Source organism: Pseudomonas chlororaphis subsp. piscium (assembly GCF_003850345.1).
Taxonomy (GTDB): domain Bacteria; phylum Pseudomonadota; class Gammaproteobacteria; order Pseudomonadales; family Pseudomonadaceae; genus Aquipseudomonas; species Aquipseudomonas piscium.
The window spans coordinates 1424900-1451042 of record NZ_CP027707.1 but is presented as its reverse complement, the minus strand read 5'-3'; the positions used below and the strand labels follow the sequence as shown (position 1 = coordinate 1451042).

The 26143-nt window shown below is 62.5% G+C and carries 27 protein-coding genes; 15 read left to right on the top strand and 12 right to left on the bottom strand.

The features are described 5' to 3' along the window. Window positions 1-24: 24 nt before the first annotated feature. From C4K38_RS06635 to dinG, 4 genes are all read right to left on the bottom strand, one after another. Window positions 25-1197, bottom strand: a complete 1173-nt coding sequence (locus tag C4K38_RS06635) for an OmpA family protein (RefSeq protein ID WP_053277720.1) — start codon at window positions 1195-1197, stop codon at window positions 25-27. A 140-nt stretch (window positions 1198-1337) separates the two neighbouring features. Next, a complete protein-coding gene (locus C4K38_RS06630; protein WP_053277719.1) occupies window positions 1338-2483 on the bottom strand; it encodes a serine hydrolase domain-containing protein in 1146 nt (381 codons plus the stop codon). Between the two features lie 207 nt (window positions 2484-2690). Continuing rightward, window positions 2691-5117: a beta-galactosidase gene (locus tag C4K38_RS06625; protein ID WP_053277718.1), complete on the bottom strand. Its 2427-nt coding sequence runs from the start codon at window positions 5115-5117 to the stop codon at window positions 2691-2693. A gap of 93 nt (window positions 5118-5210) precedes the next feature. After that, on the bottom strand, window positions 5211-7355 hold the full coding sequence (gene dinG / locus C4K38_RS06620; RefSeq protein ID WP_025806728.1) for an ATP-dependent DNA helicase DinG: 2145 nt from the start codon (window positions 7353-7355) through the stop codon (window positions 5211-5213). A gap of 99 nt (window positions 7356-7454) precedes the next feature. On the opposite strand from dinG, the gene C4K38_RS06615 reads away from it, so the two are divergent. Beyond that, a complete protein-coding gene (locus C4K38_RS06615) occupies window positions 7455-7919 on the top strand; it encodes a CopD family protein (protein ID WP_053277717.1) in 465 nt (154 codons plus the stop codon). Between the two features lie 132 nt (window positions 7920-8051). On the opposite strand, the gene C4K38_RS06610 is transcribed toward C4K38_RS06615, so the two are convergent. The 4 genes from C4K38_RS06610 to C4K38_RS06595 all read right to left on the bottom strand — a co-directional run bounded on the left by C4K38_RS06610 (window position 8052) and on the right by C4K38_RS06595 (window position 10723). Further along, window positions 8052-8810 carry a hypothetical protein gene (locus C4K38_RS06610; protein ID WP_053277716.1) on the bottom strand — a complete coding sequence of 253 codons (759 nt, stop codon included), beginning with the start codon at window positions 8808-8810 and terminating at the stop codon, window positions 8052-8054. Continuing rightward, entirely contained in the window at window positions 8803-9081 is a 279-nt protein-coding gene (locus C4K38_RS06605; RefSeq protein WP_053277715.1) for a DUF1145 domain-containing protein, read from the bottom strand. Before C4K38_RS06605 ends, C4K38_RS06610 begins: the two co-directional genes overlap by 8 nt. A gap of 140 nt (window positions 9082-9221) precedes the next feature. Continuing rightward, window positions 9222-9941, bottom strand: a complete 720-nt coding sequence (locus C4K38_RS06600; protein WP_053277714.1) for a PA1041 family peptidoglycan-binding anchor lipoprotein — start codon at window positions 9939-9941, stop codon at window positions 9222-9224. An 89-nt stretch (window positions 9942-10030) separates the two neighbouring features. Then, window positions 10031-10723 (bottom strand): PA1041 family peptidoglycan-binding anchor lipoprotein, encoded by a 693-nt coding sequence (locus C4K38_RS06595; RefSeq protein ID WP_053277713.1) that lies wholly within the window; start codon window positions 10721-10723, stop codon window positions 10031-10033. A gap of 195 nt (window positions 10724-10918) precedes the next feature. Here C4K38_RS06595 and C4K38_RS06590 point away from each other — a divergent pair, with 195 nt between their 5' ends. The 4 genes from C4K38_RS06590 (at window position 10919) to C4K38_RS06575 (ending at window position 12825) form a co-directional block, all read left to right on the top strand. Then, window positions 10919-11416 (top strand): DUF6231 family protein, encoded by a 498-nt coding sequence (locus C4K38_RS06590; protein WP_053277712.1) that lies wholly within the window; start codon window positions 10919-10921, stop codon window positions 11414-11416. Between the two features lie 4 nt (window positions 11417-11420). Continuing rightward, window positions 11421-11897, top strand: coding sequence for a YchJ family protein (locus C4K38_RS06585; RefSeq protein WP_053277711.1), 477 nt, complete (start codon window positions 11421-11423; stop codon window positions 11895-11897). A 236-nt stretch (window positions 11898-12133) separates the two neighbouring features. Continuing rightward, a complete protein-coding gene (locus C4K38_RS06580; RefSeq protein WP_053277710.1) occupies window positions 12134-12628 on the top strand; it encodes an LEA/WHy family protein in 495 nt (164 codons plus the stop codon). Continuing rightward, complete coding sequence (locus tag C4K38_RS06575; RefSeq protein ID WP_007923047.1) at window positions 12625-12825, top strand: SEC-C metal-binding domain-containing protein; 201 nt, start codon at window positions 12625-12627, stop codon at window positions 12823-12825. The genes C4K38_RS06580 and C4K38_RS06575 overlap by 4 nt, the downstream gene beginning before the upstream one ends. Window positions 12826-12950: 125 nt before the next feature. Here the strand turns inward: C4K38_RS06575 and C4K38_RS06570 are convergent, their stop codons facing one another. Further along, window positions 12951-13511, bottom strand: coding sequence for a cysteine hydrolase family protein (locus C4K38_RS06570; protein ID WP_053277709.1), 561 nt, complete (start codon window positions 13509-13511; stop codon window positions 12951-12953). A 147-nt stretch (window positions 13512-13658) separates the two neighbouring features. Between C4K38_RS06570 and C4K38_RS06565 the strand changes: the two genes are divergently transcribed. The 7 genes from C4K38_RS06565 to C4K38_RS06535 all read left to right on the top strand — a co-directional run bounded on the left by C4K38_RS06565 (window position 13659) and on the right by C4K38_RS06535 (window position 21423). Further along, a complete protein-coding gene (locus C4K38_RS06565; RefSeq protein ID WP_053277708.1) occupies window positions 13659-14303 on the top strand; it encodes a glutathione binding-like protein in 645 nt (214 codons plus the stop codon). 185 nt (window positions 14304-14488) lie between these two features. Continuing rightward, window positions 14489-16912 carry a penicillin acylase family protein gene (locus C4K38_RS06560; RefSeq protein ID WP_053277707.1) on the top strand — a complete coding sequence of 808 codons (2424 nt, stop codon included), beginning with the start codon at window positions 14489-14491 and terminating at the stop codon, window positions 16910-16912. 319 nt (window positions 16913-17231) lie between these two features. Then, the gene (locus C4K38_RS06555; RefSeq protein ID WP_053277706.1) at window positions 17232-18014 is read left to right on the top strand and encodes a transporter substrate-binding domain-containing protein; all 783 of its coding nucleotides are present in this window, start codon (window positions 17232-17234) and stop codon (window positions 18012-18014) included. Window positions 18015-18070: 56 nt separating this feature from the next. After that, window positions 18071-18799: an ABC transporter permease gene (locus tag C4K38_RS06550; RefSeq protein WP_053277705.1), complete on the top strand. Its 729-nt coding sequence runs from the start codon at window positions 18071-18073 to the stop codon at window positions 18797-18799. Further along, the gene (locus tag C4K38_RS06545) at window positions 18796-19506 is read left to right on the top strand and encodes an ABC transporter permease (protein WP_053277704.1); all 711 of its coding nucleotides are present in this window, start codon (window positions 18796-18798) and stop codon (window positions 19504-19506) included. The genes C4K38_RS06550 and C4K38_RS06545 overlap by 4 nt, the downstream gene beginning before the upstream one ends. 20 nt (window positions 19507-19526) lie before the next feature. Continuing rightward, on the top strand, window positions 19527-20645 hold the full coding sequence (locus tag C4K38_RS06540; protein WP_053277703.1) for a succinylglutamate desuccinylase/aspartoacylase family protein: 1119 nt from the start codon (window positions 19527-19529) through the stop codon (window positions 20643-20645). Window positions 20646-20658: 13 nt separating this feature from the next. Beyond that, on the top strand, window positions 20659-21423 hold the full coding sequence (locus C4K38_RS06535) for an ABC transporter ATP-binding protein (RefSeq protein WP_053277702.1): 765 nt from the start codon (window positions 20659-20661) through the stop codon (window positions 21421-21423). A gap of 77 nt (window positions 21424-21500) precedes the next feature. Here the strand turns inward: C4K38_RS06535 and C4K38_RS06530 are convergent, their stop codons facing one another. After that, window positions 21501-21707, bottom strand: a complete 207-nt coding sequence (locus C4K38_RS06530) for a hypothetical protein (protein ID WP_053277701.1) — start codon at window positions 21705-21707, stop codon at window positions 21501-21503. Between the two features lie 98 nt (window positions 21708-21805). Continuing rightward, window positions 21806-22372, bottom strand: coding sequence for a dCTP deaminase (gene dcd, locus C4K38_RS06525; RefSeq protein ID WP_025806712.1), 567 nt, complete (start codon window positions 22370-22372; stop codon window positions 21806-21808). Window positions 22373-22724: 352 nt separating this feature from the next. Between dcd and C4K38_RS06520 the strand changes: the two genes are divergently transcribed. Both C4K38_RS06520 and C4K38_RS06515 read left to right on the top strand, forming a co-directional pair. Beyond that, complete coding sequence (locus C4K38_RS06520; protein ID WP_002554837.1) at window positions 22725-22934, top strand: cold-shock protein; 210 nt, start codon at window positions 22725-22727, stop codon at window positions 22932-22934. A 148-nt stretch (window positions 22935-23082) separates the two neighbouring features. Beyond that, entirely contained in the window at window positions 23083-24477 is a 1395-nt protein-coding gene (locus C4K38_RS06515; RefSeq protein ID WP_231998564.1) for a toxin-antitoxin system YwqK family antitoxin, read from the top strand. 105 nt (window positions 24478-24582) lie between these two features. Here C4K38_RS06515 and C4K38_RS06510 read toward each other — a convergent pair whose 3' ends face one another. Then, the gene (locus C4K38_RS06510; protein ID WP_053277699.1) at window positions 24583-25590 is read right to left on the bottom strand and encodes a DUF481 domain-containing protein; all 1008 of its coding nucleotides are present in this window, start codon (window positions 25588-25590) and stop codon (window positions 24583-24585) included. A 165-nt stretch (window positions 25591-25755) separates the two neighbouring features. Between C4K38_RS06510 and C4K38_RS06505 the strand changes: the two genes are divergently transcribed. After that, the gene (locus C4K38_RS06505; protein ID WP_053277698.1) at window positions 25756-26109 is read left to right on the top strand and encodes an MGMT family protein; all 354 of its coding nucleotides are present in this window, start codon (window positions 25756-25758) and stop codon (window positions 26107-26109) included. Window positions 26110-26143: the final 34 nt, after the last annotated feature.

Sequence of the window (26143 nt, the reverse complement as noted above, 5' to 3'; positions counted from 1 at the left end):
TCCTTTTACCCGATGCCTGATGAATCAGTTCTTCGCCTGTTCGGTCGCTGCCTTGGCCGGAGCCTTGGCAGTGGTGGTCTTCTTGGCGGTTTCTTTCTTCGCTACAGGCTTCTTGGCTGGAGCTTTTTTCGCCGGAGCGGCTTTCTTCGCGGCGACGGCTTTCTTCGAGGAGGCAGCAGGAACGACTGGTTTCACATCCTGCACGGCAACCAGTTCAGCCTCGGACGGGGTCGGCTGGTTGTACTTGCTCAGCAGGGCCAGCATGGTGCTGCGCTGGGTGACGATGATTTCCACGCGACGGTTCAGCGCACGACCTTCGACGCTGTCGTTGGCAGCGCGAGGCATGACCGAACCCATGCCACGCAGCATCAGGCGATCGCGCTTCAGGCCAGTGAGGCTGAAAATCGCGGCAACGGACTGCGCGCGGTCACGGCTCAGCTTCTGGTTGGCCGCCGCGGCACCGGTGGTGTCGGCATGGCCCAGTACCAGCACGGAAGTCTTGGCGTCGGTACCCACGGCCTTGGCCACGCGGGTAAACGGGCTCAGGGTGACCGGCAGCAACATGGCCGGGCGATCCGGGTTGAACGAACCGTCGACTGGAGCGGTCACCACCAGGGTGTTCTCGCGACGCTCCAGTTGCAGGCGGCTGTCCTTGATGGCTTCACGCAGGCGCGGCTCGTAGTCGTCCAGCCAGGCCTGGGTGATTTTCGGGTCCGGCATCGGAATGTCTTTAACATCTGCCTTGGTCGGAGACGTGGGCTGCTGATTGAAAGGCCACCACCAGTTGCCAGTCTCGGTCTTGGCGACCTTCGGCGCTGCGGTCGCGGCATCCGCCTTGGCCTTGGCGTCGGCTAGCGGCTCTTTGGCGGCGTCTTTGCTGGTGTCCTTGGAAGGGAACGGCCACCACCAGTTGGTGGTTTCGGCCTTGGCGGCCGGAGCAGCGGCGGAAGCGGCTACGGTTTCGACCTTGGCCGCGGTAGGAGCGGTCGCGGACTTGGCGGTGGATGTGGCGGCGGACTTGGCCGCGGAAACCTCGTTGGCAGCTACTTTTGCTACCGGTTGCACCGCTTCCTTGCTGGCGGCCTTATCGGAACCGAAAGACCACCAGTGCCCTCCTTCTGCGTCATTTTGTGGAGTTTGTGCACAACCGGTGACAGTGAGGCAAAGAGCCAAGGCTAAAGACTTGTTCGACGACATGGGATATCCACAAAATGAGATCAAAAATTACGGTCTCTACGAACCGTACAAACAGACGCTTTGAAAGTATAAAAGCCACAGGGTTCCTTTCTGATGCTTTTACTCATGTTTAGGCAAAAAAAATCCTGACAGCAACTTTTTTACAGACAATCCGACAGAACCCTCACTAACTTCTGCGCTCTTGGATCCATCAGCACGTACGGCCCCAGGGTATTGGTGACAAAACCGAAGGCCACATCGTACTCAGGATCGGCAAAACCGATGGAGCCACCCGCTCCCGGATGGCCGAAGGCCCGTGGGCCGAGACCGAAGGTCGCGTTGGCCACCTGCGGCTGGTCAAGCATGCAACCCAGGCCGAAACGGGTCTGGGTCAACAGGGTCTTGTCCATGCCGACGCTGTGTTCGCGCGTCAGCTCTTCGAGCATGTCCGCTTCCAGCAGGCTGCCATCGAGCAGGCCGCTGTAGAAGCCAGCCAGGCTACGGGCATTGCCATGGCCATTGGCCGCTGGCTGTTGCATGCGCCGCCATTCCGGCTTGTTGGTACTGGTCATGATCGACGGCGGGTTGGTGAACGCCCGGGTGGTCATGGCCGTGGGTTCGCGCATGGTCACTTGCAGCAGGCGCTGCGCGGCCGCGTCGCCGACATTGCCCTTGCCCCGGGCGATATGCGCCACCCGATAAAACTCCTCGTCGGGCAGGCCAACGAAGAAGTCCAGCCCCAGCGGTCTGGCGACCCGGGCCACGATGGACTCGCCGGGACCGCGTCCGTCAGCCCGACGCAGCAGCTCACCCACCAGCCAACCATAGGTAATGGCCGCATAACCGTGGCCTTCGCCCGGCGTCCACCAAGGGGCCTCCGCCGCGAGGGCATCGACCATGGTTTGCCAATCGTAGAGCGCTTCCGGCGCCAGCAGCTCACGCAAGGCCGGCAGCCCGGCCTGATGGCAGAGCAACTGACGCAGGGTGATCGCTTCCTTGCCGGCCGCGGCGAATTCAGGCCAATACCGGGCAACCGGCGCGTCCAGCTGCAACTTGCCTTCGGCCACCAGTTGCAGGGCGGTGACCGCGGTAAAGGTCTTGGTGCAGGAAAACAGGTTGGCGATGGTATCGCTGTGCCAGGCCTCGCTGCCGTCCTTGTCGGCGGTGCCGGCCCAGAGGTCGATCACGGTTTCCCCGCCGATCTGAATGCACAACGCCGCGCCGCGCTCCTGGGGATCCTCGAAGAGTGCCGCAAAGGCTTCGCGCACCGCTTCGAACTTAAGCTCGTAATGACCCTGAATCTGCACCCGTAACTCCCCGGACCATGCTCTACAAAGTGGTGCGCATTGTTCCAGCCCTTGAGGGTTTTGGGAACAGAAGCGAGCCCGGCGGCGATCCACCGGAAGAATTATTCAGAAATAGACGGGCATTGAACGCACCGCGGGCCGGCCCGCCCCTACGAGCGAGTGTAGAGGCGGACCGGCCCGCGGCACGATAAAGGCCCGGTTCAGCGATTAATGGCCATTGCCCGAATGACCGCCCGCATGGCCGCCGCCCTGCCCTGCGCCCTTGCCATCATGGCCCGGCTTGCCGCCGTCGGCGGCATGAGCAGCGGCCTTGTCAGCCTCTGCCTTGGCCTTCCCGGCTTCCTTGCCCAACTGCTCGAGGGCCTGCTGGTTGCTCTTGCGCACGCTGTCGACAAAACCCTGGTACGGCACATCGGTGATGCCCACCAGGCCGAAATGGCCGTTCTCGCCATCCAGCAGACGACCGGTGACCGGCTGATCGAGGTACTGGAACCAGTGCACGCCGACAATCGACGGCTCGCTCAGCGCCTGCTTGAGGAACTGGGCATAGGCCGGACCGCGGTCCTCTTCCCGCGCCAGCTCGGTCACGCCGCCCCAGAACGGGCCGCGATCCCTGGAGCCAAAGTTGAACTCGGTGATCAGTACCGGCTTGTCCAGGGTGTTCAACCGGGCAAAGTCGTAACCGTCCTGCGGCTTGAGGGTGTACATGTTGAAGCTCAACACATCGCAATACTGGGCGCAGGAAGCCACGGCCTCGGGGGTGCTGATGGCGAAGCGCCCGCCCAGCAGCAGGTGGTTCGGCGCGTGCCATTTCAGCGAATCGGAAATGGTCTTGAAGTAAGTGTCGGCAAAGACCTTCTGGAAGTATTTGAAGTCGGCTTCGATCTCCGGATGCTCAGGGCTAGGCAAAGGCGGCTCGAACCCCGGGTCTTCCATCAGCTCCCAGGCGGTCAGGTTGATGCCCCAGGCCTTCGACAGGCCCTCCTGGTTGCGGTATTTGTCACGCAGTTGCTTGAGGAACGCACGCTTGGCCGGCACGTCGGTGGTCATGCGCAACGTGCCGTAGGCCAGGGCATAACGCGCCTTGGGGTCATCGCCGGGACCGGCCCAGGCCAGTTCGTTGTCGGCGAAGTAACCAATCAGCCATGGATCGTCGCGGTGATCGCGGGCGGCAATGGCCACGGCACGCTCGGTGGCCATGGCGAAACGCGGATCGAACGGATCGGGCATGCCGCCCCACCAGTCGGTGCCGGTGCTGATGCTTGCATAGTCACCGACGATCGACAGCGGCAAGGTGTAGGGCACACGGTCGCTAAGGCCCAGCGCCGGCGCGCTCCAGTTGCCGATGGTGTTGAAGCCCCAGGCTTGCAGGCGATCCAGGGTATGGCTGGCCCAACGCTTCTGGTCCAGGCCTGCGACAGGACAAGCTGGCGCGGCTGGCGGCTCGGTGCCCGGCCCGGCCTGGGCCTCCTGGGCGTCGGCCTTGCTGGCATCCGCCACACCGGCCTTGGTTTCGCTACCCGGGGTGCACGGTACGCCGTAGGTGCGCTGCAGGTTGGCGCCATAGAAATCGTACCAGCGGCCGGCGTTATAGGCGCGGCCCTGGTCGGCGCCATTACCGCCGCGGTTGTCGCCTTCGCCGTAATAGCCGGCCAGCGGCTCGTCGGCGCTGGGCAGTGCCGCGAACATCCATTCACGACCGGCGACATAGGTCTGGCTGTTGTCCGCCGCGACCGTATTGACCCCCAGGGAATAGAACGGATGCCCCTGGGGCGTCACCAGATACCAGCGGCCATCGCGTTTCTCGGTACGAAAGAAACCACTGGCCTTGAAGGTCGGCCCGTTGCTCCAGCCACCGAAGGTGTCCAACGAGGCACGCTCGCGTTCGGCCAGCCAGGTTTTCAGCTGCTGCTGTTCCTTGGTCGCAGCGGCCTTGAGCTGCTCGTCGCTGGCGATCTTTTCCGGCCACTTGGCGCGGGTCGACTGGCCATAGGCATCCACCAGACCACCGTAGGCCGCCTTGACCACCGCCTCGCCGTCCTGCACGCCAAAACGTTCGAGCAGGATGCTCTGGGCGGCTTTCGGCTGATCCATGGACAAGGTCACCGACACCACCTGGCTGCGGTCCAGCTCGCCTTCGCTGTTGGCCAACAGCACGCGCTGGCCCTCGAAGGTCATCGGCATCGGCGGACCGGCCTTCATGCCCTGGCTCAGCGGCGAACTGGCAACCAGCGGCACCAGCAGGGTCTGCGCCGGGCCAGCCGGCAGGTCGATACGGCTGACCAGGGTCTTGCCGTCATTGCTCTGGATCTTCACGTACAGGGTCAGGGCCCAGTTCATCGCGCTCTGGATCCGCAGGCTCATGACCCCGGACTGCGACCAGTCCCAGGCACCGGTCTGCGGGGTCAGGCGCAAGCTGGGTTGAATCGCCGAATTGAATGTCACCCGGCGCAACACTTCGCCCTCGGCTGTCTGCTCCGCGTTGGATTGCGGCAGGCTGGCATCCTGTGTCGCCACCTGCACCACATCGGCAGGCCGGACAAAGTTGAACAGCGTCTGTTGCCCTGTGGGCGCGGCAAGCAGCGGCGTAGCGAACAACAAAGCAAAGACAGCGGGTAACGAACGGCGAATCATAGGGACCTGGTGCTCCTTAACGACCGATGAACGGTCTGTGCGCAATCAGTGACATGCAATAGACAACACGACCGGCCCACAGACCGGCCGCGCTCAGGAAATTTCCCGACGGAACGGCGGCAACGCATTGAGAATAGCCTTGCCATAACGCTGGGTGACCAGGCGCCGGTCCAGCAGGGTGATGGTGCCGCGGTCCTGTTCGGTACGCAGCAGGCGACCGCAGGCCTGGACCAGCTTGAGCGAGGCGTCCGGCACCGAGATTTCCATGAACGGGTTGCCGCCCCGGGCTTCGATCCACTCGGCCAGCGCGGCCTCCACCGGATCGTCCGGCACCGAAAACGGGATCTTGGCGATCACCACGTGCTCGCAGTAGGCACCGGGCAAGTCCACACCCTCGGCGAAGCTGGCCAGGCCGAACAGCACACTGGAATCGCCGCCATCGACCCGCGCCTTGTGCTTGTTCAGGGTTTCCTGCTTCGACAGGTTGCCTTGAATGAACACCTGCTTGCGCCAGTCGCGGTCGAGGCCGTCGAACACATCCTGCATCTGCTTGCGCGACGAGAACAGCACCAGGGTGCCCCGCGAACCTTCCACCAGCTCCGGCAGGTCACGGATGATCGCTGCGGTGTGAGCCGGCGCATCCCGTGGGTCGGCGTGCAGGTCGGGGACCCGCAGCACCCCGGCATCGGCGTGATGGAAGGGGCTGGGCACCACCGCGGTCACGGCCTTTTTCGGCAACCCGGCACGCATGCGGAAGCGATCGAAAGTGCCCAGGGCGGTCAGGGTGGCGGAGGTCACCAGCGCGCCATAGGCCACGTTCCACAGGTTTCGACGGAGCATCTCCGCGGCAAGGATCGGGCTGGCGTTGACCTCGATGTCGAACAGCGAGCCGCTTTCCGCCAGGGTCAGCCAGCGCGCCATCGGTGGGTTGTCTTCCGGGTCTTCGGTGGTGAAGGCGGTCCATAGCTCCCAGTTGCCCGAGGCGCGGGACAGCAGGCTGCCGAACAGCGGGTACCACTCTTCGGCCTGGTTGCTGGCGATGCCGATGTTGACCTCGCCGTCCATGCCTTCCTTGAGCAAGTCGGTCAGACGGGTGAACAGGTCGGTCAGGCGCGAAAAGCCTTTCTTCAGCTCGATACCCATTTCCCGCATATGGTCGGGGATCAGCCCGCCGACGAAACGATGGCGCGGCCGCTCGCGGCCTTCCATGTCTTCGCCGGTCTTGAAGTCGGCCAGCTGTTCGCAGGCGGTGAACATGAACTGCTGCTGGGTCTTGATCTCCCGCGCCAGCTCTGGCACCTGCTCGATCAGCTTGCCCAGGTCGCCCGGCAGCGGGTGCTGGGCCAACAGTTTGGTGAGGTTCTTGGCGGTCTGCTCCAGCCAGTCGGCGGTGGAACGCAGGCGGGTGTAGTGGGCGAAGTGGCCGATGGCCTTGTCCGGCAGGTGGTGGCCTTCGTCGAACACGTAAAGGGTATCGCGCGGGTCCGGCAACACCGCGCCACCGCCCAGGGCCAGGTCGGCCAGGACCATGTCGTGGTTGGTGACGATCACGTCGACCTTGCCCATGCCTTCGCGGGCCTTGTAGAAGGCGCACTGGCCGAAGTTCGGGCAATGGCGGTTGGTGCACTGGCTGTGATCGGTGGTCAGGCGCGCCCAGTCGGCGTCTTCCAGGGCGGTGGGCCAGCTGTCGCGGTCACCGTCCCATTTATTGCCAGCGAGCTTCTCGATCATGCTGGTGAACAGCTTCTGGCTGGCCTCGTCGACCTCGATCTTGAAGCCTTCTTCTTCGAATAGCTGGGCGGTGGCGGTTTGTGCGTGGCCTTCCTGCAGCAGCATGTCGAGCTTGGACAGGCACATGTAGCGGCCACGGCCCTTGGCCAGGGAGAAGGTGAAGTTCAGCCCGCTGTTGCGCATCAAGTCGGGCAGATCCTTGTAGACGATCTGCTCCTGCAGGGCGACGGTGGCGGTGGCGATCACCAGGCGCTTGCCAGCAGCCTTGGCAGTCGGGATCGCAGCCAGGCTGTAGGCCACGGTCTTGCCGGTACCGGTGCCAGCTTCCACGGCCACCACGGCCGGGTCGCCGGAACGCCGGCCTTCGTCATCGGTATCGACATCGCCCAGGACCTTGGCCACTTCGGCGATCATCAGGCGCTGGCCGTAACGCGGTTTCAGGCTCTTGGCTTCGAGAAAACGCGAGTAGGCGCCCTGGATCGTGGTTTTGAGTTCGTTGCTGATCATGGTTCTTCGGGCGCGAGAAACGCTGGATAAATTTTCAGTGGTTCGGATCGGCCGCTATCATACCCCGCTAATTCATCCCGCGCAGAACGGAGTACCCGAATGACAGCCTTTGCCCTTGCCTACACCCTGCATGTCCTGGCCGCCCTGGTCTGGGTCGGCGGCATGTTTTTCGCCTGGATGGTGCTGCGTCCGGCGGCGGTGGCCGCCCTTGAGGGCCCGGCGCGGTTGAAGCTGTGGGCAGCAGTGTTCCCACGTTTTTTCGTCTGGGTCTGGGTGGCGGTGGTGCTGTTGCCGATCAGCGGCGTCGGCCTGATCCACCTGCGTTTCAGTGGGTTCGAGACCGCGCCGCGTTATGTGCAGGTGATGATGGGCCTGTATGTGGTGATGACCGCGCTGTTTATCCGGATCCAGTCGTTGCAGCTGCCAGTGCTGCGTCAGGCGGTGGCGGACGAGGACTGGCCGACGGGCGCTACGACCCTGGGCAATATTCGGAAATTGGTGGGGATCAATCTGATCATTGGTCTGTTGCTGGTGGCCGTGGCGGCGGCTCGACCGATGTTCTAAAGGCGGATAGCGGGAAAAGCATCGCGGGCAAGCCTCGCTCCTACAGGGTTGTGTTGTCTGTAGGAGCGAGCGGGCGGCGATCCGACTTGCCCGCGATGGCGCTGGAATCAGCGCCGCCTATTTAAGGACTGTTTACAGGCGCTGTACCGTGACCGAACCCGCAGGGCCTGCCGGCCCTGGGTGGCCTTCGGCGCCAGGACGGCCGCTCTTGCCACCGTCGGCACGATAGACGAAGCAGCCCTTGGACTTGCCGCCGGCCCCGGGTTTGCCGCCAGCACCGGCCACACCGCCGGCCCCGCCATCAACCCAGACCTTGATCTGCTCCGCCGGGTAATCCCGCGGCAGCTCGACCCGCACCTGGGCTCCCGCCGCCCCCGGCTGGCCGTCACCGCCGTTGTCGCCATCGGCGCCACGCCCGGCCTGGCCCCAGGTGCAACCCGGCTCCTCGCCGTTGGCGCCATCGAGGCCGACATAACCCGGCGCGCCGGTGCCGCCGCGCGCATCCACCGAGAGTTCCCCGGCCTGCAGCGAGGTGATACGCAGAGTCAGGTTGCGCCCGGGTTTGGCCGCCTTCAGGTAAGTTCCGGGAGCCCCGCGAGAGGTGATCTGGCTGCCAGCCTCCAGATCGGCACGGGCGACGTTCAACTGCAGGCTTTGTTCGCCAGGAACGATAGTGATCCGCGCCTCGCGCCCCAGGCGCAACTCGCCGACCTTGACCTCGGTGACATTGGAAGGAATCAGCAAAGTGCCGTAATCGGCCACTTCCAGGCGTTCCAGTTGCAGGTTGCTGGTGGTGTTGGGCAGGCGCATCAGGGAGTTGGTCTCGACCGTCACCACCTGGGCCTGGGCCAGCGGGCTGCACAGTACCGCGAGCAGACAGAGCTTACGCATGGCCGACCTCCACAGGCTTCGCCGCCTTGAAGGTCTGCAGGTGGAAAATGCCGGTCAGGAGGATCTGCAGGCGGTCTCGCCAAGGGTGGGCGCGGCCCTTGAGGCTGCCGTTGAACAGCAACAGCTCCATCAGGTGGGTCAGCAGCAACAGGCTGCCTGCCAGATTGATCAACAGATGAATCGGATTAATCAGCGGGCTGACCAGATTGACCAGCACCAGCAACCAGAACAACAGCGTCAACAACTTGCCCAGCCCCCAAAACACCTTCATATGCCCCCCCTTTGCGAACTTTTTCTTTGCGCGCACAGTAACGACTTCGGCGAGGGATAAGCCAGAGGGCGGCGAAAATTCTCCCGCCGCCCCCTGTCAACCGCCGGATCGATGCTATTCGTCGCTCCGGCGCCTACGGCTCAACGCTGAATGTGCAGCTCCACCCGGCGGTTCTTCGCCCGCCCTTCTTCGGTATTGTTATCGGCGACCGGCTCGCTCTCGCCCTTGCCCTGGCTGGTCAGTTTGTCCGGCGCCAGGCCCTGGTTCAGGAGAAACGCGACGACGCTACTGGCGCGGCGTTCGGACAGTTTCTGGTTGTATTCATCCGCCCCCCGACTATCAGTGTGTCCGACCACCTTGATGCTCTGCACGTCGGCGCCCTGAAGCTTGGCCAGCAGCCCTTGCAGCTGGTTTTGAGCTTCCGGTGTCAGCTCCGCCGAGTCGAAGGCAAACAGCACATCGCCCTGATCGCTGAGGGTGATCACCTCGGATTGCGCCGCCGGCTCGGCTGCTGGTGCAGCCGGGTATTGCGGCAATGGGCAGCCACGGTTGTCGACCGGGGTATTGGCCGGGGTATCCGGGCAACGGTCACGGCGGTCGAACACGCCGTCATCGTCCTTGTCGCCATCCTGGGCGTAGCAGATCAAGCCGCCGGTCACCAGGCCCAGTGCCGCGCCACCCGCGGCCCAGCCGCCACTTTCAATGGCGCCCAGGCCGCCGCCCACCAGGCCGCCGAGCAGGCTGCAGATTGGCCATGTACGCTGGTTGAGGGGGGCAGTGCCGTCGCTGTGGGTAGCACAGCCTGTGAGCAGGCTGCCGAGCAGTAGAACCGGCAAGGCGGCTCGCGAGAGAAGACTCATCATGAATGCTCCTGTGTCACCGGCCCATACCGGTCACACAGGAGTAAAGACCCGCATGGGCGGCTGCACAAGCCGCCCATGCCAGGCAATCAGCGGTTGATTTTGATTTCCGTGCGACGGTTCATCGCCCGGCCGTCGGCGGTCTTGTTATCCGCGACCGGTTGGCTCTCGCCGGCACCGACTACCGAAACGAAACTGCTGCGGGGTACGCCCGCGCTGATCAGGTACTCGGTCACCGAGCGCGCGCGTTTTTCCGAGAGGCGCTGGTTGTAGGCGTCGCTGCCCACGCTGTCGGTGTGCCCGGTCACGCGCAGTTGCGCACTCGGGGCTTCCTGTTTCAGCCGCGTGGCGATGGTGTCGAGCTTGGTTTTGTCGGCGGCCGTCAATTTGGCCGAGTCGAATTCGAAATGCACGTCACGGATGACAATGGTCTCTTCCTTGACCACCACCACTTCCTCGACCACTGCCACAGGCGCTGGTGGGCAACCGTTGGCGTCCACCTGCACGCCTTTAGGCGTACCAGGGCACTTGTCGCGACTGTCCGGCACGCCATCGCCGTCTTCGTCGCCATCACCGTGCACCCAGCAATAACCGGCCGCGACACCCGCACCCAGCAAGGCGCCGTAACCTGCCCAGGACGAACTTTCAATCGCGCCCAACGCGGCCCCACCGACACCCCCGACAGCAGCGCAGGTTGGCCAATCGGTTTTCTGCAAACCTGCGCAACCAGTCAACACACTGGTTAGCAGAACCAAGGGTAATGCTGTCCGAACTATGCTCATCTAGTTATCTCCTGAGGGAATCGGCTTAGAACCGATTGGGGGAGTAAAGACCTGGCTTTAAATCTCCGCCAGCATGAGGCTGGCGGGCCTTCCCCCTGGATTTGCCCAGGAACGGCTGTCATTTCAGACAAAACGGCTCTAGGCCCGCGGGTCCGGGCAGGCTAGTCTTTGCCACTCAAAGATTGAGGAACTTCGATGACCGCAGGTATTTCTTCGCGCACGCCCCAGCAGGCCCTGGCCGCCCTGCTCGACCGCTACGCCCCACGACAGCTACTGCTGATCGGTGCCAGCGGGTTTCCGGCCCTGGAAGCGTTTCGCCAGGCACACCCCGAAACCGTCATCGCCCAGGTCACACCCGGCCCGTTGCCGGTGGAACTGGCGGCGCGCCGTTTCGACCTGGCGCTGGCGGTCGATTGCCTGGAGCATTTGCCCAAGCGCGACGGCCTGAACCTGCTCGGCGGGATCCGCAACCTCAACGCCAGCCGCATCGCGGTATTGGCCGACCTGAATGCCTGCGGCTGGAAGGAGACCGACTTTTTCTCCCTGGCCCTGCAGGCCAGCGAACGTTTCCAGCGCGACGAACAGGTCCTGACCCTGTTTACCTACGATCTGCTTGAATACAAACAAGTGCCCGACTGGCTCAACTCCAGGTTCTGGGCGAATCCGGAAAACTTCGGAAAGTACTGGTGGTAATGCGATGAGTACCTCTATTTGCCCCTGCGGCAGCGGCAACCTGCTGGACGCCTGCTGCGGCCACTACCACGCCGGCCACCCCGCACCCTGCGCCGAGGCCCTGATGCGCTCGCGCTACAGCGCCTACGTGCTGGGCCTGGTGGACTACCTGGTGACCACCACGCTGCCGGTGCAACAGAACGGCCTGGACCGCCAGTCCATCAGCGACTGGAGCGCGCAGAGCACCTGGCTGGGCCTGGAAGTCGAAAGCTCGGAAGTCTTCGGCGGCCAGCCGGAACACGCCTTCGTCACCTTCACCGCACGCTGGCACGACAACACTGGCGAACACAGCCATCGCGAACGCTCATCCTTCGTGCAGAACAGCGGGCACTGGTATTTCATCGACCCGACCGTGCAACTCAAGGCCGGCCGCAACGACGCCTGCCCCTGTGCCAGCGGGCAGAAATTCAAGAAGTGCTGCGCCAGCTACTTCGCCAGCTGAATACCCGCCCCTGAGCCTGTCCTTGCGCGCGCTCCACGGTTGCCAGGGTCTGTACGAAAAGTCGGCGAGCGAAGGTCAGGCAAGGCAAAAACAGGCGAGGAAGCGGAGTTTAGGTTCCTAAATGAGCATTCCGAGCCTGTTTTTAACGCAGCATGGCCTGCGTAGCGCCGAAGGCGCCCAGCGCGCAGCCACTTTTCGTACAGAGCCTAGACTGGGAGTTCAAACGGAGTAACCCCATGGTCGTTCAGCTGCGCGCACTACGGACCCTCGGACTGCTCACGGTGCTGGCGCTTTCGGGCTGCGCCTCGTGGTTCGTCGACGACACCCTCGACCCGCAGGTGCACCTGGTCAAGGTCGAGGTGATCAAGGCGAATTTGCTGGAGCAGCGTTTGCGCCTGCACTTTCGTGTCGACAACCCCAACGATGCCGACCTGACTGTCCGCGCCCTGGAGTACCGGATTCATCTCGGCGACGTGTTGCTGGCGGAGGGTGAGCATGAACACTGGTTCACCATCAGCCCCAAGCACAGCGCCTATTTCCAGGTCCCCGTGCGCACCAACCTGTGGCCACAGATACGCCAGGTGGTGAAATGGCTGAAGAAACCGCAACAACCGATCCCCTATCGTCTGGACGGTTTGCTGGAAACCGGATTATTCATCGGCCATGACGTGCACCTGACGCGCAAAGGCGAGATAATTCCCGCCGATTTTATTCCGGAGCAACCTCGATGACCCAGCAACCCCATGTCCATGGCCCTGACTGCAACCACGATCATGACCACCACGATCACGACCACGGCCATGTTCACGGTCCGCATTGCAACCACGCTCACCAGGAGCCGGTGCGCAACGCCTTGAAAGATGTCGGCCGCAACGACCCTTGCCCATGCGGCAGCAGCAAGAAATTCAAGAAGTGCCACGGCGCCTGATGCCGTAACGCCGTGCCTTCCTGCTTTTATGCAGGAGCAAGGGGGGGCCCAGCTCTTGCTCGCGATGCGGGCGACTCGGTTAATCAATGTGATCGAGTCGATTTCATCGCGAGCAAGCTTCGCTCCTACAGATCGCGTTGCAGGATCTGTCTCGAATCGATCACCGTCGCATACTCGCCATGCAGGTTGCCCAGCGACATCGCATGCACCTCCTCGGCACTGTGGGCCTGGCCGAAAAAGTCGGCCTTGTCGAAGGTGTAGCAGGCGTCTTCCACCACCCAGGTATCGAACCCCAGATTGCCGGCAGTCCGCGCCGTCGATTCCACCGAGTTGTGGGTCGCCACACCGACAATCACCAGTTGGCCGATCCCGGCCTGGCGTAAATCGGCCTCCAGGGTCGTGGCGCAGAAGGCGTCCGGCACCTGCTTCTGGATCACCGCCTCAGCGCCCCGCGGCATGAACCGCTGCTGAAACTCCACCCCCGACTGCCCCGGCCAGAACACCGACTGCTCGCTGTGGGACAGGTGCTGCACATGGATCAGCGGTCGCGCCGTCTGGCGCCAGTAAGCCAGCAACTCGGCGATGCGCTCCTCGGCCTGGGGGTTGTTACGCCGCCCAAGCCTGGGATGCAGGATGCCCTGTTGCTGATCGATCAGGATCAGCGCTGCATTGGTCTGAAGCTCCATGCTGACTTTTCTCATGTTGGGTCATTGAATTCCACGCACTTCAACATCACCTCTCCAGACAGGCAAGCCGTCGAACGTAGACCGGACGACCGAATACCGCTGTTGGCTATCCGTAACAGAATGTCCTTCGTTTACCTGGAGAGTTCCATGATCGATCTGTATTACTGGACCACCCCCAACGGCCACAAGATTTCCCTGTTCCTCGAGGAAACCGGCCTGCCCTACAGCGTGCACCCGGTCAATATTGGCCAGGGCGAGCAGTTCAAGCCCGAGTTCCTGAAGATCGCGCCGAACAACCGGATCCCCGCCATCGTCGACCATCAGCCGGCCGACGGCGGTGCGCCGCTGTCGCTGTTCGAGTCCGGGGCGATCCTGCTGTACCTGGCGGAAAAGACCGGGCAGTTCCTGCCCAAGGACCTGCGTGGCCGCCAGGAAGCCCAGCAGTGGCTGTTCTGGCAGATGGGCGGCCTGGGGCCGATGGCCGGGCAGAACCACCATTTCAGCCAGTTCGCCCCGGAGAAGATCCCCTACGCGATCAAACGCTACGTCGATGAAACCGCGCGCTTGTACGGGGTACTGGACCGACGCCTGGCGGACCGGGATTTCGTCGCCGGCAGCGAATACAGCATCGCCGACATGGCGATCTATCCGTGGGTCGTCTCCCACAAGTGGCAAAGCCAGAACCTGGAAGACTTCCCCAACCTGCACCGCTGGTTCAACCGCATCCTCGATCGCCCGGCGACCGCGCGCGCCTACGCCATCGCAGCGCGGATCAACCCACCCAAATCCTGAGGCCCAATAGTCCATAGCCGGCCAGCAAACAGCGGTGACTGCTCTGTTTCGGGCAGCCACCGAACGGCTGGCGCGGGCTATTTATCCGGCAACGCAGAAATACTCTCAGCCCCTGCTTGCGCGGCACTCGCCTGCTCACTAACGTAGCGCCTTTATCGACGCTACCCCCCCGCAGGAGCTTTGCCATGGCCTCGCCAGCCCTCTCACATTTTCTTCCCCGGTTCGGCGTTGCCGCGGCAGTGGCCGGCGTTCTCAGCCTGGCCGGTTGCCAGTCATGGAACACCCAGGACAGCCTGCCGCCGACTTCCGGCGTGCAACCGCTCAAGGGCCTGGCCCAGAACGTTTCGGTCCGCCGTAATGCCATGGGCATGCCGCTGATCGAAAGCAACACCTTCCACGATGCACTGTTCGCCCTGGGCTACGTGCACGCCAGCGACCGGATCAACCAGATGGTGACACTGCGCCTGCTGGCCCAGGGCCGGCTGGCCGAGATGTCCGGTGCCGATGTGCTGGACGTCGACCGCTACATGCGCGCGGTCAACCTGAAGAACAGCGCCGGCGAGCTGTACAAGGCCTCGTCCCCGCGGATCAAGCGCTTCTTCGAGGTCTACGCCCGCGGGGTCAACGCCTACCTGTTCCGCTACCGCGACAAGCTGCCGCCGGACCTGGCCGCCACCGGCTACAAGCCCGAGTACTGGAAACCGGAAGATTCGGCGCTGATCTTCTGCCTGCTGAACTTCAGCCAGTCGGCCAACCTGCCGGAAGAAATCAACGCCCTGGTGCTGGCGCAGAAAGTCGGCGCCGACAAGCTCGCCTGGCTGACCCCAAGCTACCCGGATGAAGCGCTGCCGCTGGCCGAGAGCGACAAGCTCAAGGGCCTCAACCTGAATGTCCCGGGCCTGAGCGAAATCAGCAACGCTGCCGGCAAGCTCGGCGAACTCAACCCGCTGAGCGTGGCCGGCGCCAGCAACTGGGCCATCGCTCCCCAGCGCAGCCGCGGCGGCAGAAGCCTGCTGGCCGCCGACAGCCACTCGCCGGCGTGGAACCTGGTGCAGATCCGCGCGCCCAAGTACCAGGCCGCGGGCGCTTCGATCGCCGGCCTGCCGATGATCGTCCAGGGCTTCAACGGCAAGGTGGCCTGGAGCATGACCTCGGTCGCGGGCGACAACCAGGACCTGTTCCTGGAAAAACTCAAGCGCCAGGGCAATGCGCTGTATTACGAAGCCAACGGCAAGTGGCTACCGGCTGTGGTGCGCAACGAAACCTACTTCGTCAAAGGCCAGCGGCCGATTCGCGAGGCGGTCTATGAAACCCGTCACGGCGCCCTGCTCAACAGCGCCAGCAACCTGAGCGGTGGCTACGGCTTGGCCCTGCAACAGCCGGACCTCAAGGACGACAAGAGCCTGGACGCGTTTTTCGACCTGTCGCGGGCGCAGAACGTGGAACGGGCCTCCGACGCCAGCCGCGAGATCCGCGCCATCGGCCTGAACATGCTGTTCGCCGACGCCAGCAATATCGGCTGGCAGGTCACCGGCCGCTTCCCCAACCGCCGTGAAGGCGAAGGCCTGCTGCCGTCGCCGGGCTGGGAAGGCTGTTACGACTGGGACGGTTATGCCGACCCGATGCTCCACCCCTATGACCAGGACCCGGCCCAGGGCTGGCTGGGCACCGCCAACCAGCGGATCATCCCCCACGGTTACGGCATGCAGTTGTCCAACTCCTGGTACTACCCCGAGCGTGGCGAGCGCCTGGCCGAACTGGCCGGCAGCGGCAAGCACGACGGGCGCAGCATGATCGCCATGCAGTACGACCAGACCACTACCTTCGCCGCCAAGCTGAAGAAGATGTTCGAAGCCCCTGGCATGGCGCAGCCCCTGAAGAAGGCCATCGACGCCCTGCCCGAAGCAGAGCGCAGCAAGGCCCGCGAGGCTTACAGCCGCCTGATGGCGTTCGACGGCAAACTCAGCCCGGTGTCGGCCGACGCGGCGATCTATGAACTGTTCCTGCAGGAAAGCGCCCGGCAGATCTTCCTCGACAAACTGGGCCCGGAATCCAGCCCGGCCTGGAAAGCCCTGGTGGCCAACGGCGCGCTGTCCTATTCGGCCCAGGCCGACCACCTGCTGGGCCAGGAAGACAGCCCGTTCTGGGATGACAGCCGCACCCCGCAGAAAGAAGACAAGCCGGCGATCCTCGCCCGCAGCCTGGCCGCCGCCATCAGTGCCGGTGAAAGCCTGCTGGGTGGCGACCGCAGGGCCTGGCAGTGGGGCAAGCTGCACAGCTACAACTGGAAGAACGCCAATGGCCAGGTCGTTCGCGGGCCGCTGCAGGCCGGTGGCGATCACAGCACCCTGAACAGTTCGCCGTACCGCTGGGGCCAGGACTTCAATGTGACCGAGGCTCCGGCGCTGCGCCTGATCGTCGATTTCGGCCAGAGCGAACCGCTGAGCGTCATGAACAGCAGCGGCCAGTCCGGCAACCCGGCCAGCCCGAACTACCTGAACGGCATCGACGCCTGGCTCAAGGGCCAGTACCTGAGCCTGCCGCTGCAAACGCAGAACTTCGACCGCCTCTACGGCAAGACCCGCCTGACCCTGGTGCCAGGCAAGTAACACCGGCCAGCCCGCCCCTCTGCACAAGGGGCGGGCTTGAGCCCTGTAGCGCTTCACCCCCCTCGCTGATCCCGCATTGCCACACTCCCGGCAGCCGCGCCCCTTCCTGCTTGAAATCTCCCACGCGCCCTATTGATGCAAGGCTTCCGGCACGCTCTTTTTTGGGGCGCGGCCGACGCACGGCAGGCTCTCGCACCACCTTTTAAAACACTTGTTCGGGACTCTGGTTCGGAAATTGCTACTTTCATTAAGTCTGATGCGTTGCAGTAACAGTACTAATGCGCCACAAGCGCTCATATTGGTTTTTAGGGATTTAATAATGAAAAAAGCATTGCTGACCCTTTCTGCACTGGCTCTCTGCATGGCCGCCGGTTCCGCGCTGGCCAAGGAATACAAGGAACTGCGCTTCGGCGTTGACCCGTCCTACGCACCTTTTGAATCCAAGGCCGCCGACGGCAGCCTGGTCGGCTTCGACATCGACCTGGGCAATGCCATCTGTGCCGAACTGAAGGTCAAGTGCAAATGGGTCGAAAGCGACTTCGACGGCATGATCCCGGGCCTCAAAGCCAATAAATTCGACGGTGTGATCTCGTCCATGACCGTCACCCCGGCCCGTGAGAAAGTCATCGACTTCTCCAACGAACTGTTCTCCGGCCCGACTTCCTTTGTGTTCAAGAAAGGTTCCGGCCTGACCGAAGACACCGCCTCGCTCAAAGGCAAGACCGTCGGCTACGAGCAAGGCACCATCCAGGAAGCCTACGCCAAGGCGGTGCTGGACAAGGCCGGGGTGAAGACCCAGGCCTACCAGAACCAGGACCAGGTGTATGCCGACCTGATCTCCGGGCGTCTCGATGCCTCGATCCAGGACATGCTGCAAGCCGAGCTGGGCTTCCTGAAGTCGCCACAAGGCGCCGATTATGAAGTGAGCAAGCCCGTGGACAGCCCGCTGCTGCCCGCCAAGACAGCTGTCGGTATCTCGAAAGGTAACAAAGAGCTCAAGGCCCTTCTGGATAAAGGTATCAAAGCGTTACACGACGATGGCACCTACGCCACCATTCAGAAAAAGCACTTTGGCGACCTGAATCTCTACAGCGGTAAATAAGGTCCTGGCGCCCATCCTCGATGGGCGCCTTTTTTATCGCCACAGGTCTCTGATTTATGTTCGAAGAACTTCTGCAAACCCTTGGGCTTTCTGCCTTCAGCCTCAAGGGGTTCGGTCCGTTGTTGCTGGAAGGCACCTGGATGACCATCAAACTCTCGGTATTGTCGCTGCTCCTGAGTGTCCTGCTCGGCCTGATCGGCGCCAGCGCCAAGCTCTCCCGACTGGGCCTGCTGCGCCTGCCCGCCCAGCTCTACACCACGCTGATCCGCGGCGTACCGGACCTGGTGCTGATGCTGCTGATTTTCTACAGCCTGCAAACCTGGCTGACCACCTTCACCAACTTCATGGAATGGGAATACATCGAGATCGACCCGTTCAGCGCCGGGGTCATCACCCTGGGCTTCATCTATGGGGCCTACTTCACCGAAACCTTCCGTGGCGCCATCCTCGCCGTGCCGCGTGGGCAAATAGAAGCCGCCACCGCCTACGGCCTCAAGCGCGGCCAGCGTTTCCGCTTCGTGGTGTTTCCGCAGATGATGCGCTTTGCCCTGCCGGGTATCGGCAATAACTGGATGGTGATGCTCAAGGCCACCGCGCTGGTGTCGATCATCGGCCTGGCCGACCTGGTCAAGGCGGCCCAGGATGCCGGCAAGAGCACCTATCAGCTGTTCTACTTCCTGGTCCTGGCAGCGTTGATCTACCTGGTCATCACCAGCGCCTCCAATGTCGTCCTGCGCTGGCTCGAACGCCGTTATGCCGCGGGCTCGCGGGAGGCGGTGCGATGATCGAGCTCCTGCAGGAATACTGGAAACCCTTCCTCTACAGCGATGGCTACAACGTCACCGGCCTGGCCATGACGATGTGGCTGCTCAGCGCCTCGATCTTCATCGGTTTCCTGGTGTCGATCCCGCTGTCCATCGCCCGGGTCTCGCCCAAGCTCTATATACGCTGGCCGGTGCAGTTCTATACCTACCTGTTTCGCGGCACGCCGCTCTATATCCAGCTACTGATCTGCTACACCGGGATCTACAGCATCGCCGCGATCCGCGCCCAGCCCATGCTCGATGCGTTCTTTCGCGACGCGATGAACTGCACCATCCTCGCCTTCGCCCTGAACACCTGCGCCTACACCACGGAGATTTTCTCCGGGGCGATCCGCAGCATGGCCCACGGCGAGGTCGAAGCGGCCAAGGCCTACGGCCTCAGCGGCTGGAAGCTGTACGCCTACGTGATCATGCCCTCGGCCCTGCGCCGCTCGCTGCCCTACTACAGCAACGAAGTGATCCTGATGCTGCACTCGACCACCGTGGCCTTCACCGCGACCATCCCGGATGTGCTGAAAGTCGCCCGCGACGCCAACTCGGCGACCTTCATGACCTTCGAGTCCTTCGGCATCGCCGCGCTGATCTACCTCACCGTGACTTTCGCCCTGGTCGGCCTGTTCCGTCTCGCCGAACGTCGCTGGCTGGCCTTCCTCGGGCCGACCCACTAGAACAAGGCAAATCATTATCCATGCGCCAACAGACTCATGATCTGCTCGCCCCGCTGCCGGGGACCTCGCGCCAGATCCACAGCTTTCACTTCGGCCCCGAGCGGGCCGAAGGCAAGATCTACATCCAGTCGTCGCTGCACGCCGATGAACTGCCCGGCATGCTCGTGGCCTGGCACCTCAAGGCGCGCCTGGCGGAACTGCAGGCCCAGGGCCGCCTGCACAGCGAAATCGTTCTGGTGCCGGTGGCCAACCCGGCCGGCCTGGAACAGGTGTTGATGGACGTGCCGCTGGGCCGCTACGAGCTGGAAAGCGGGCAGAACTTCAATCGCTGGTTCCTCGACCTTGGCGAAGAGGTCGGCAACGACATCGAAGGCCAACTGGGCGACGATCCGCGGCACAACCGCGAAATCATCCGCGCCAGCCTGCGCAATGCCCTGGCGCGGCAGACCGCCGGCACCCAGTTGCAATCCCAGCGCCTGACCCTGCAGCGCCTGGCCTGCGACGCGGACATGGTGCTGGACCTGCACTGCGATTTCGAAGCCGTGGCCCACCTGTACACCACCCCCGAGGCCTGGCCGCAGGTCGAGCCGCTGGCCCGCTACATCGGTTCGGAAGCCAGCCTGCTGGCCACCGACTCCGGCGGGCAGTCGTTCGACGAATGCTTCACCCTGCTCTGGTGGCAATTGCAGCAGCGGTTCGGCGAACGCTTCGCCATTCCCCAGGGCTGCTTCTCGGTCACTGTCGAGCTGCGCGGCCAGGGCGATGTCAACCATGGCCTGGCCAGCCTGGATTGCCAGGCCATACTGGATTACCTGACCCATTTCGGCGCCATCGCCGGCGAGGCTCCGCCCATGCCCGAGCTGCCCTACCCGGCCACGCCGCTGGCCGGCGTCGAACCTGTGGCCACCCCCGTGGGCGGCCTGCTGGTGTTCACCGCGCTGCCCGGGGAATACCTGGAAGCCGGGCAACAGGTGGCCGAAGTCATCGACCCGATCAACGATCGCGTCACCCCCATTCATTGCAGCTGCGCCGGCCTGCTCTACGCCCGCTCACTGCGCCGCATGGCCACGGCCGGCATGGTGATCGCCCATGTCGCCGGCCGCGAAGCCTATCGCAGCGGCTACCTACTTTCGCCTTGAGGATGCATGCCCCATGTACAAACTGACCATTGAAGGCCTGCATAAATGCTACGGCGACAATGAAGTGCTCAAAGGGGTTTCGCTCAAGGCGAAGACCGGTGACGTCATCAGCCTGATCGGCGCCAGCGGCTCGGGCAAAAGTACCTTCCTGCGCTGCATCAACTTCCTGGAAACCCCGGACGACGGCGCCATGAGCCTGGACGGCCAGCAGATCCGCATGGTCAAGGACCGCCACGGCATGCACGTGGCCGACGCCGACGAGCTGCAACGGATTCGCACGCGCCTGGCCATGGTGTTCCAGCATTTCAACCTGTGGAGCCACATGACGGTGCTGGAGAACATCACCATGGCCCCGCGCCGGGTACTGGGGATCAGCAAGAAGGACGCCGAGGAGCGCGCCCGGCGTTACCTGGACAAGGTCGGCCTGCTCCCCCGGGTGGCCGACCAGTACCCGGCCTTTCTCTCCGGCGGCCAGCAACAGCGGGTGGCGATTGCCCGGGCCCTGGCGATGGAGCCGGAAGTGATGCTGTTCGACGAACCCACCTCGGCCCTCGACCCGGAACTGGTGGGCGAAGTGCTCAAGGTGATCCAGGGCCTGGCCGAGGAAGGCCGGACCATGATCATGGTCACCCATGAAATGAGTTTCGCCCGCAAGGTGTCGAGCCAGGTGCTGTTCCTGCACAAGGGCCTGGTGGAAGAGGAAGGCGCGCCGGAAGAAGTGCTAGGCAATCCGAAGAGTGAGCGTCTGAAGCAGTTTCTCAGCGGTAACCTGAAGTAAGCCAGGCGCCTCTATAGACGAAGGCCAGCCCGCCGGTGGAGTCCGGTGGGCTGGCCTTTTTCGTGGGGTGGCGTCAATCAGGCGACAGGAGCGGGAGGAGGCTCGTCCGGCAAGGTCGGTTCGCCAGGTTCGCTCGGCTCGGTAGGTTGCGGGGTATCGGGGTCGGGTTGACCGGGAATGCCGCCTGCCGCGCTGGGGTGCGCCAGCAATGACCAGGCCAGGACGCCGACCTGATTGGGCTCAAGTCTGGCAAGTGTGGCGCTTATAAGCGGATCGATCTTCATGGGGCACTCCTGAGCGATGCACGATCCGCTGTGCGCAAACCGGGGCAGTCCTCTGGTTAGAGTATCTGCCCGCTGAGGAATTCCCGCTATTCGTCAGATCAGGTACGCGGCAGGGTCACGCCACGCTGGCCCTGGTATTTGCCGCCACGGTCCTTATAGGACACTTCGCACTCTTCGTCGGACTCCAGGAACAGCATCTGCGCCACGCCTTCGTTGGCGTAGATCTTCGCCGGCAAGGTGGTGGTGTTGGAGAATTCCAGGGTCACGTGGCCTTCCCACTCAGGCTCGAGCGGGGTGACGTTGACGATGATGCCGCAACGGGCGTAGGTGCTTTTGCCCAGGCAGATGGTCAGCACATTGCGCGGAATACGGAAGTACTCGACGGTGCGGGCCAGGGCGAAGGAGTTCGGCGGAATGATGCACACGTCGCTCTTGATGTCGACGAAGCTGCCGGCGTCGAAGTTTTTCGGATCGACGGTGGCCGAATTGATGTTGGTGAACACCTTGAACTCATCGGCGCAACGCACATCGTAGCCGTAGCTCGAGACACCGAAGGAAATCAGCCGATCAGAGCCTTCGCCACGCACCTGGCGCTCCACGAAAGGTTCGATCATGCCGTGTTCTTGCGCCATGCGGCGAATCCACTTGTCCGATTTGATGCTCATGGCGGGTGTCCTGAAATAGCGAGGTGGAAAAATTCTGTCCGGCATCTTACCGGGGTGCGCCTGCGGGTTCAAAGTCTGGACCGCTTTTCTCGCTGAAAGCCGCAATACTTGCGGGCTGGAGGGTATGTACGGCACCGCCAGTCACTAAAAGCGCGAATCCTTCGCAAAGAACATTGGCAGGTTCCGGAAAAAGGGTTAAGGTGGCGTCACTGTGCTGCTTGTGTCACTGAGAATCTCTACACGATGTTGAATTTCGATCCAACCATCTCCAAGAATTTTTCCTGCTCTTTGCACTCAGTCTCGGCCAGGGCTTTTCCTGAGTCGCAGTTAACTTTGTCCAAGGAGATACACCATGTCTAATCGCCAAACCGGTACCGTTAAGTGGTTCAACGATGAAAAAGGCTTCGGCTTCATCACTCCACAATCCGGTGACGACCTGTTCGTACACTTCAAAGCTATCCAATCCGACGGCTTCAAAAGCCTGAAAGAAGGCCAACAGGTTTCTTTCATCGCTACCCGCGGTCAGAAAGGCATGCAAGCTGAAGAAGTTCAAGTTATCTAACTTGTACTGAAACAGTAAAAAGCCCCGCCCTCAAAGCGGGGCTTTTTTGTGCCCGGATGTTTTTGCTTAATGGCACCCAGGCTATATGATCCGCCCCCTCGGACAATCATATGGAAACAGCAGGATGCCGTTCAGACACTGGAAGTTGTTGAGCGCAGCGGTGCTCACACTCACCCTCCCTCTCGCACTCAACGCCACGCCTCGCCCCGACCATCCAACGGTCATCGTCAGCATGGACAGCGGCGCCAGCTACATTGCCAAGGACTCGAAACAACAACCCGAGTTGCGGCGCGCAGTACTGCTGGAACTTTCCAACGCCCATCGTTGTGGCAGCAACGAGGTTTACCTCACGCCTGAATCTTCAGGCATCCCCACGGAGTCCTTCGGTCAGGCCCTGGAAGAAATCCAGCAACTGATCGATGACCAGACCCCACTCTTGCTGACACTTTCAGACTGCGACGGAAAACGAGCCTTTTTCGAAAAGGTCCGGCCCTGCACCGCCCAGGAATGCGCAGAACTGACTGCATCCCCGGTCGACGGCAAGCTCTACCTCGACGAGCAGTATGCCCCGACAGGCCAAGGCCAGGCCTCGTACTTCCTGACGATGCCGATGAGCTACGACGACCGGCAAAAGGCCTGGAACGCGAAAGTCTTCTACGTCGATTCAGGCGCCCTGCGCCGGGACTATTTCGTCAGCGCCAAGGACTTCGTTTCGGGCAAGGCCGTTCATGCCTCGAAAACCTACTATCCGGACGGCCAGGTCCGCCACAGCGCTCGCTATGACATCAATGGCAAACGCCAGGGAGAAGCGCTGACCTACTCCGAGAGCGGTGTCGTGGTTAAACGCTCGAACTATCGGGACGGACTCCTGGAGGGTTGGCAAAGCACTTACCACGACAATGGCAAAATCGCCGAGTCCTACAACTGGAGCCAAGGCAAACGAGTCGACGGCGAATACCATGAGTACGACGAGAACGGCAAGCGGGTCGGGCGCATCACCTACCGGGCGAATCTGCCGGACGGCCCAATTACCAGCTACTACCCGGATGGCAAGATCAAAGACAGCGGACAGTTCGTTGCCGGCAAGAAAGTCGGCCCCAGCCCGTCCTATTACCCTGACGGCACACTGGAAAGCACCGTCGATTACGTGAACAACCAGCCCGTGGGCTGGCAAATCCAGTACCACCCCAACGGCAAGGTAAAACAGAAGCAATTCAACGACGAACACGGCACCCAGCGCAGTTATGCCCTCTGGAACGAACAGGGCGTGCAAACCCTCCAGTGGCAATGGGATGAACAGCACCGCGAGCAGGGTGATTTCAAAGCCTGGTACGACAACGGCCAGCTCAAGGACCACAAGATCTACAAGGACGCGAAACTCGAAGGCCCCGCCGTCACCTGGTACGAAAGCGGACAGATGGAATCATCCACGGATTACCTGGATGGCAAAGCGCACGGCTGGATGCGCCTCTGGAACGAGGACGGCAGCCTGCAGAGCGAATGCCAGTACCAGACGGGCAGCCGTCATGAGGCATGCAGTTGAGCCGGGCATAACACGGCGCTATTGAGACAGCACTCTTCCCGCAGCCAAACAAAAAAGTCCCGCCGGTGCAAACCGCGGGACTTTTTCATTTCCAGGCCTGCGAGCTTACCAAGCCACGCCAAACCCCGCGGTATAACGGGTCTTGTTGAGGTCGCTGTCCTTGGTGCCGCTGATGATGTCCCGTTCGGCCTTGAGGTTGAGCGACGCCCATTCCGTGACCTTGTAGCGCAGGCCGATCTCGGCATCCAGGGCGTAATCGGCAATATTGGACAGTGGCCTGCCCACCTCGCCATTGGTAAACAGCTCGACCCGCTTGCCAATCAGGTAACGGTTGTAGTCCCACTTCATGGCCAGGGAATAGAAGTTGTCCTTGCCGCCGTCCTTGTACTCGTAGTCCGTGCGGTTGAGCAGCGAACCCAGGGAGAACGCACCCAATTCGTCATCCCAGAACTGGTAGCCCGGACCGGTACCCACCACGCGCTGGCGCGCCAGCTCCTCGACCTTGTCACGCTTGTAATTCAGCCGCCCCTGCCAGAACCACTTATCGGTGAGGAAGCGGTCCAGCGCGTATTCGGCGCGCCAGTTGTCGGTGGTGACCACATCGTTCTGGAATTCGCGGTTGTACTCGCCCTCCGCCGTGTGCCGCCATTTGCCGTGGCGCGCCGAGGTCTTGAAGTCGATGTCGTAGTCGTCGGTATCCTTTTCCGCCCGCTGATAATCCAGCGCCATGTCGACATTGCCCTTCCACACCAGATCCTCGACCACCGGCTTGGGCTTCATGATCTGCTGGATGCTCGCCAGCTCGACGGTCTTCGGCGTCTCGCCGTTGGCCAGGGTGACCTTGCCATCTTCCGCCGCCTGCAGGGATTTGGCCTTCTCGCCGGTGTAGGCATCCTGCTTGACCAGCAGCTCCTGATCGCTCTCCAGCGTCTTGACCTGCTTCCAGTCGATCGGGATGGCCCCGGCATACTCGGTCTGGATCAGTAATTTGCCGCCATCGAAGACTTTGATCTTGCCGCTCAGACGGTCACCGTTCTTCAACCAGACGGTATCGGCGAGCAAAGGCGTGGAGGCACTGAAAACGGCAAGGCACAACAGGGCTCTGGACAACATAAACAGATACAGGACTCGAGTTTGCGAAAAAAACCGGCATTATCCACATGAATAAAACCTCAGGTAGGGACTGACTCGACTATCTATAGTGAGTTCAATCCTCAACGGTTAATAAACCCTTTGTCCTACAGACGGTTTACAGGCCTGCATCAGGAACCCCCGAACGTGATCGAACCGCCCGACACCGGTCAAAGCCCCGCCGAAATCCGACGCACGGCGCTCTACCTGACCCTTGCCCAGGTCCCGGAAGGCAAGGTGGTCAGCTATGGGCAACTGGCGGAAATGGCAGGCCTGGGTCGCGCCGCGCGCTGGGTTGGGCGGACCCTCAGCCAGCTGCCCACCGACACCAGCCTGCCCTGGCACCGCGTACTGGGCGCGGGCGGGCGTATCAGCCTGCCCGTGGGCAGCGCATCGGGCGACGAACAGCGCGCGCGACTGCGTATGGAAGGTGTCTCGATCCTGAACAATCGTGTGGATATTCAGCGCCATGGCTGGCGCCCGGTAGAGCACAGCGGTTAGAGTGCGCGCTTTGTTTCCGTAATTCTTGAGGCAG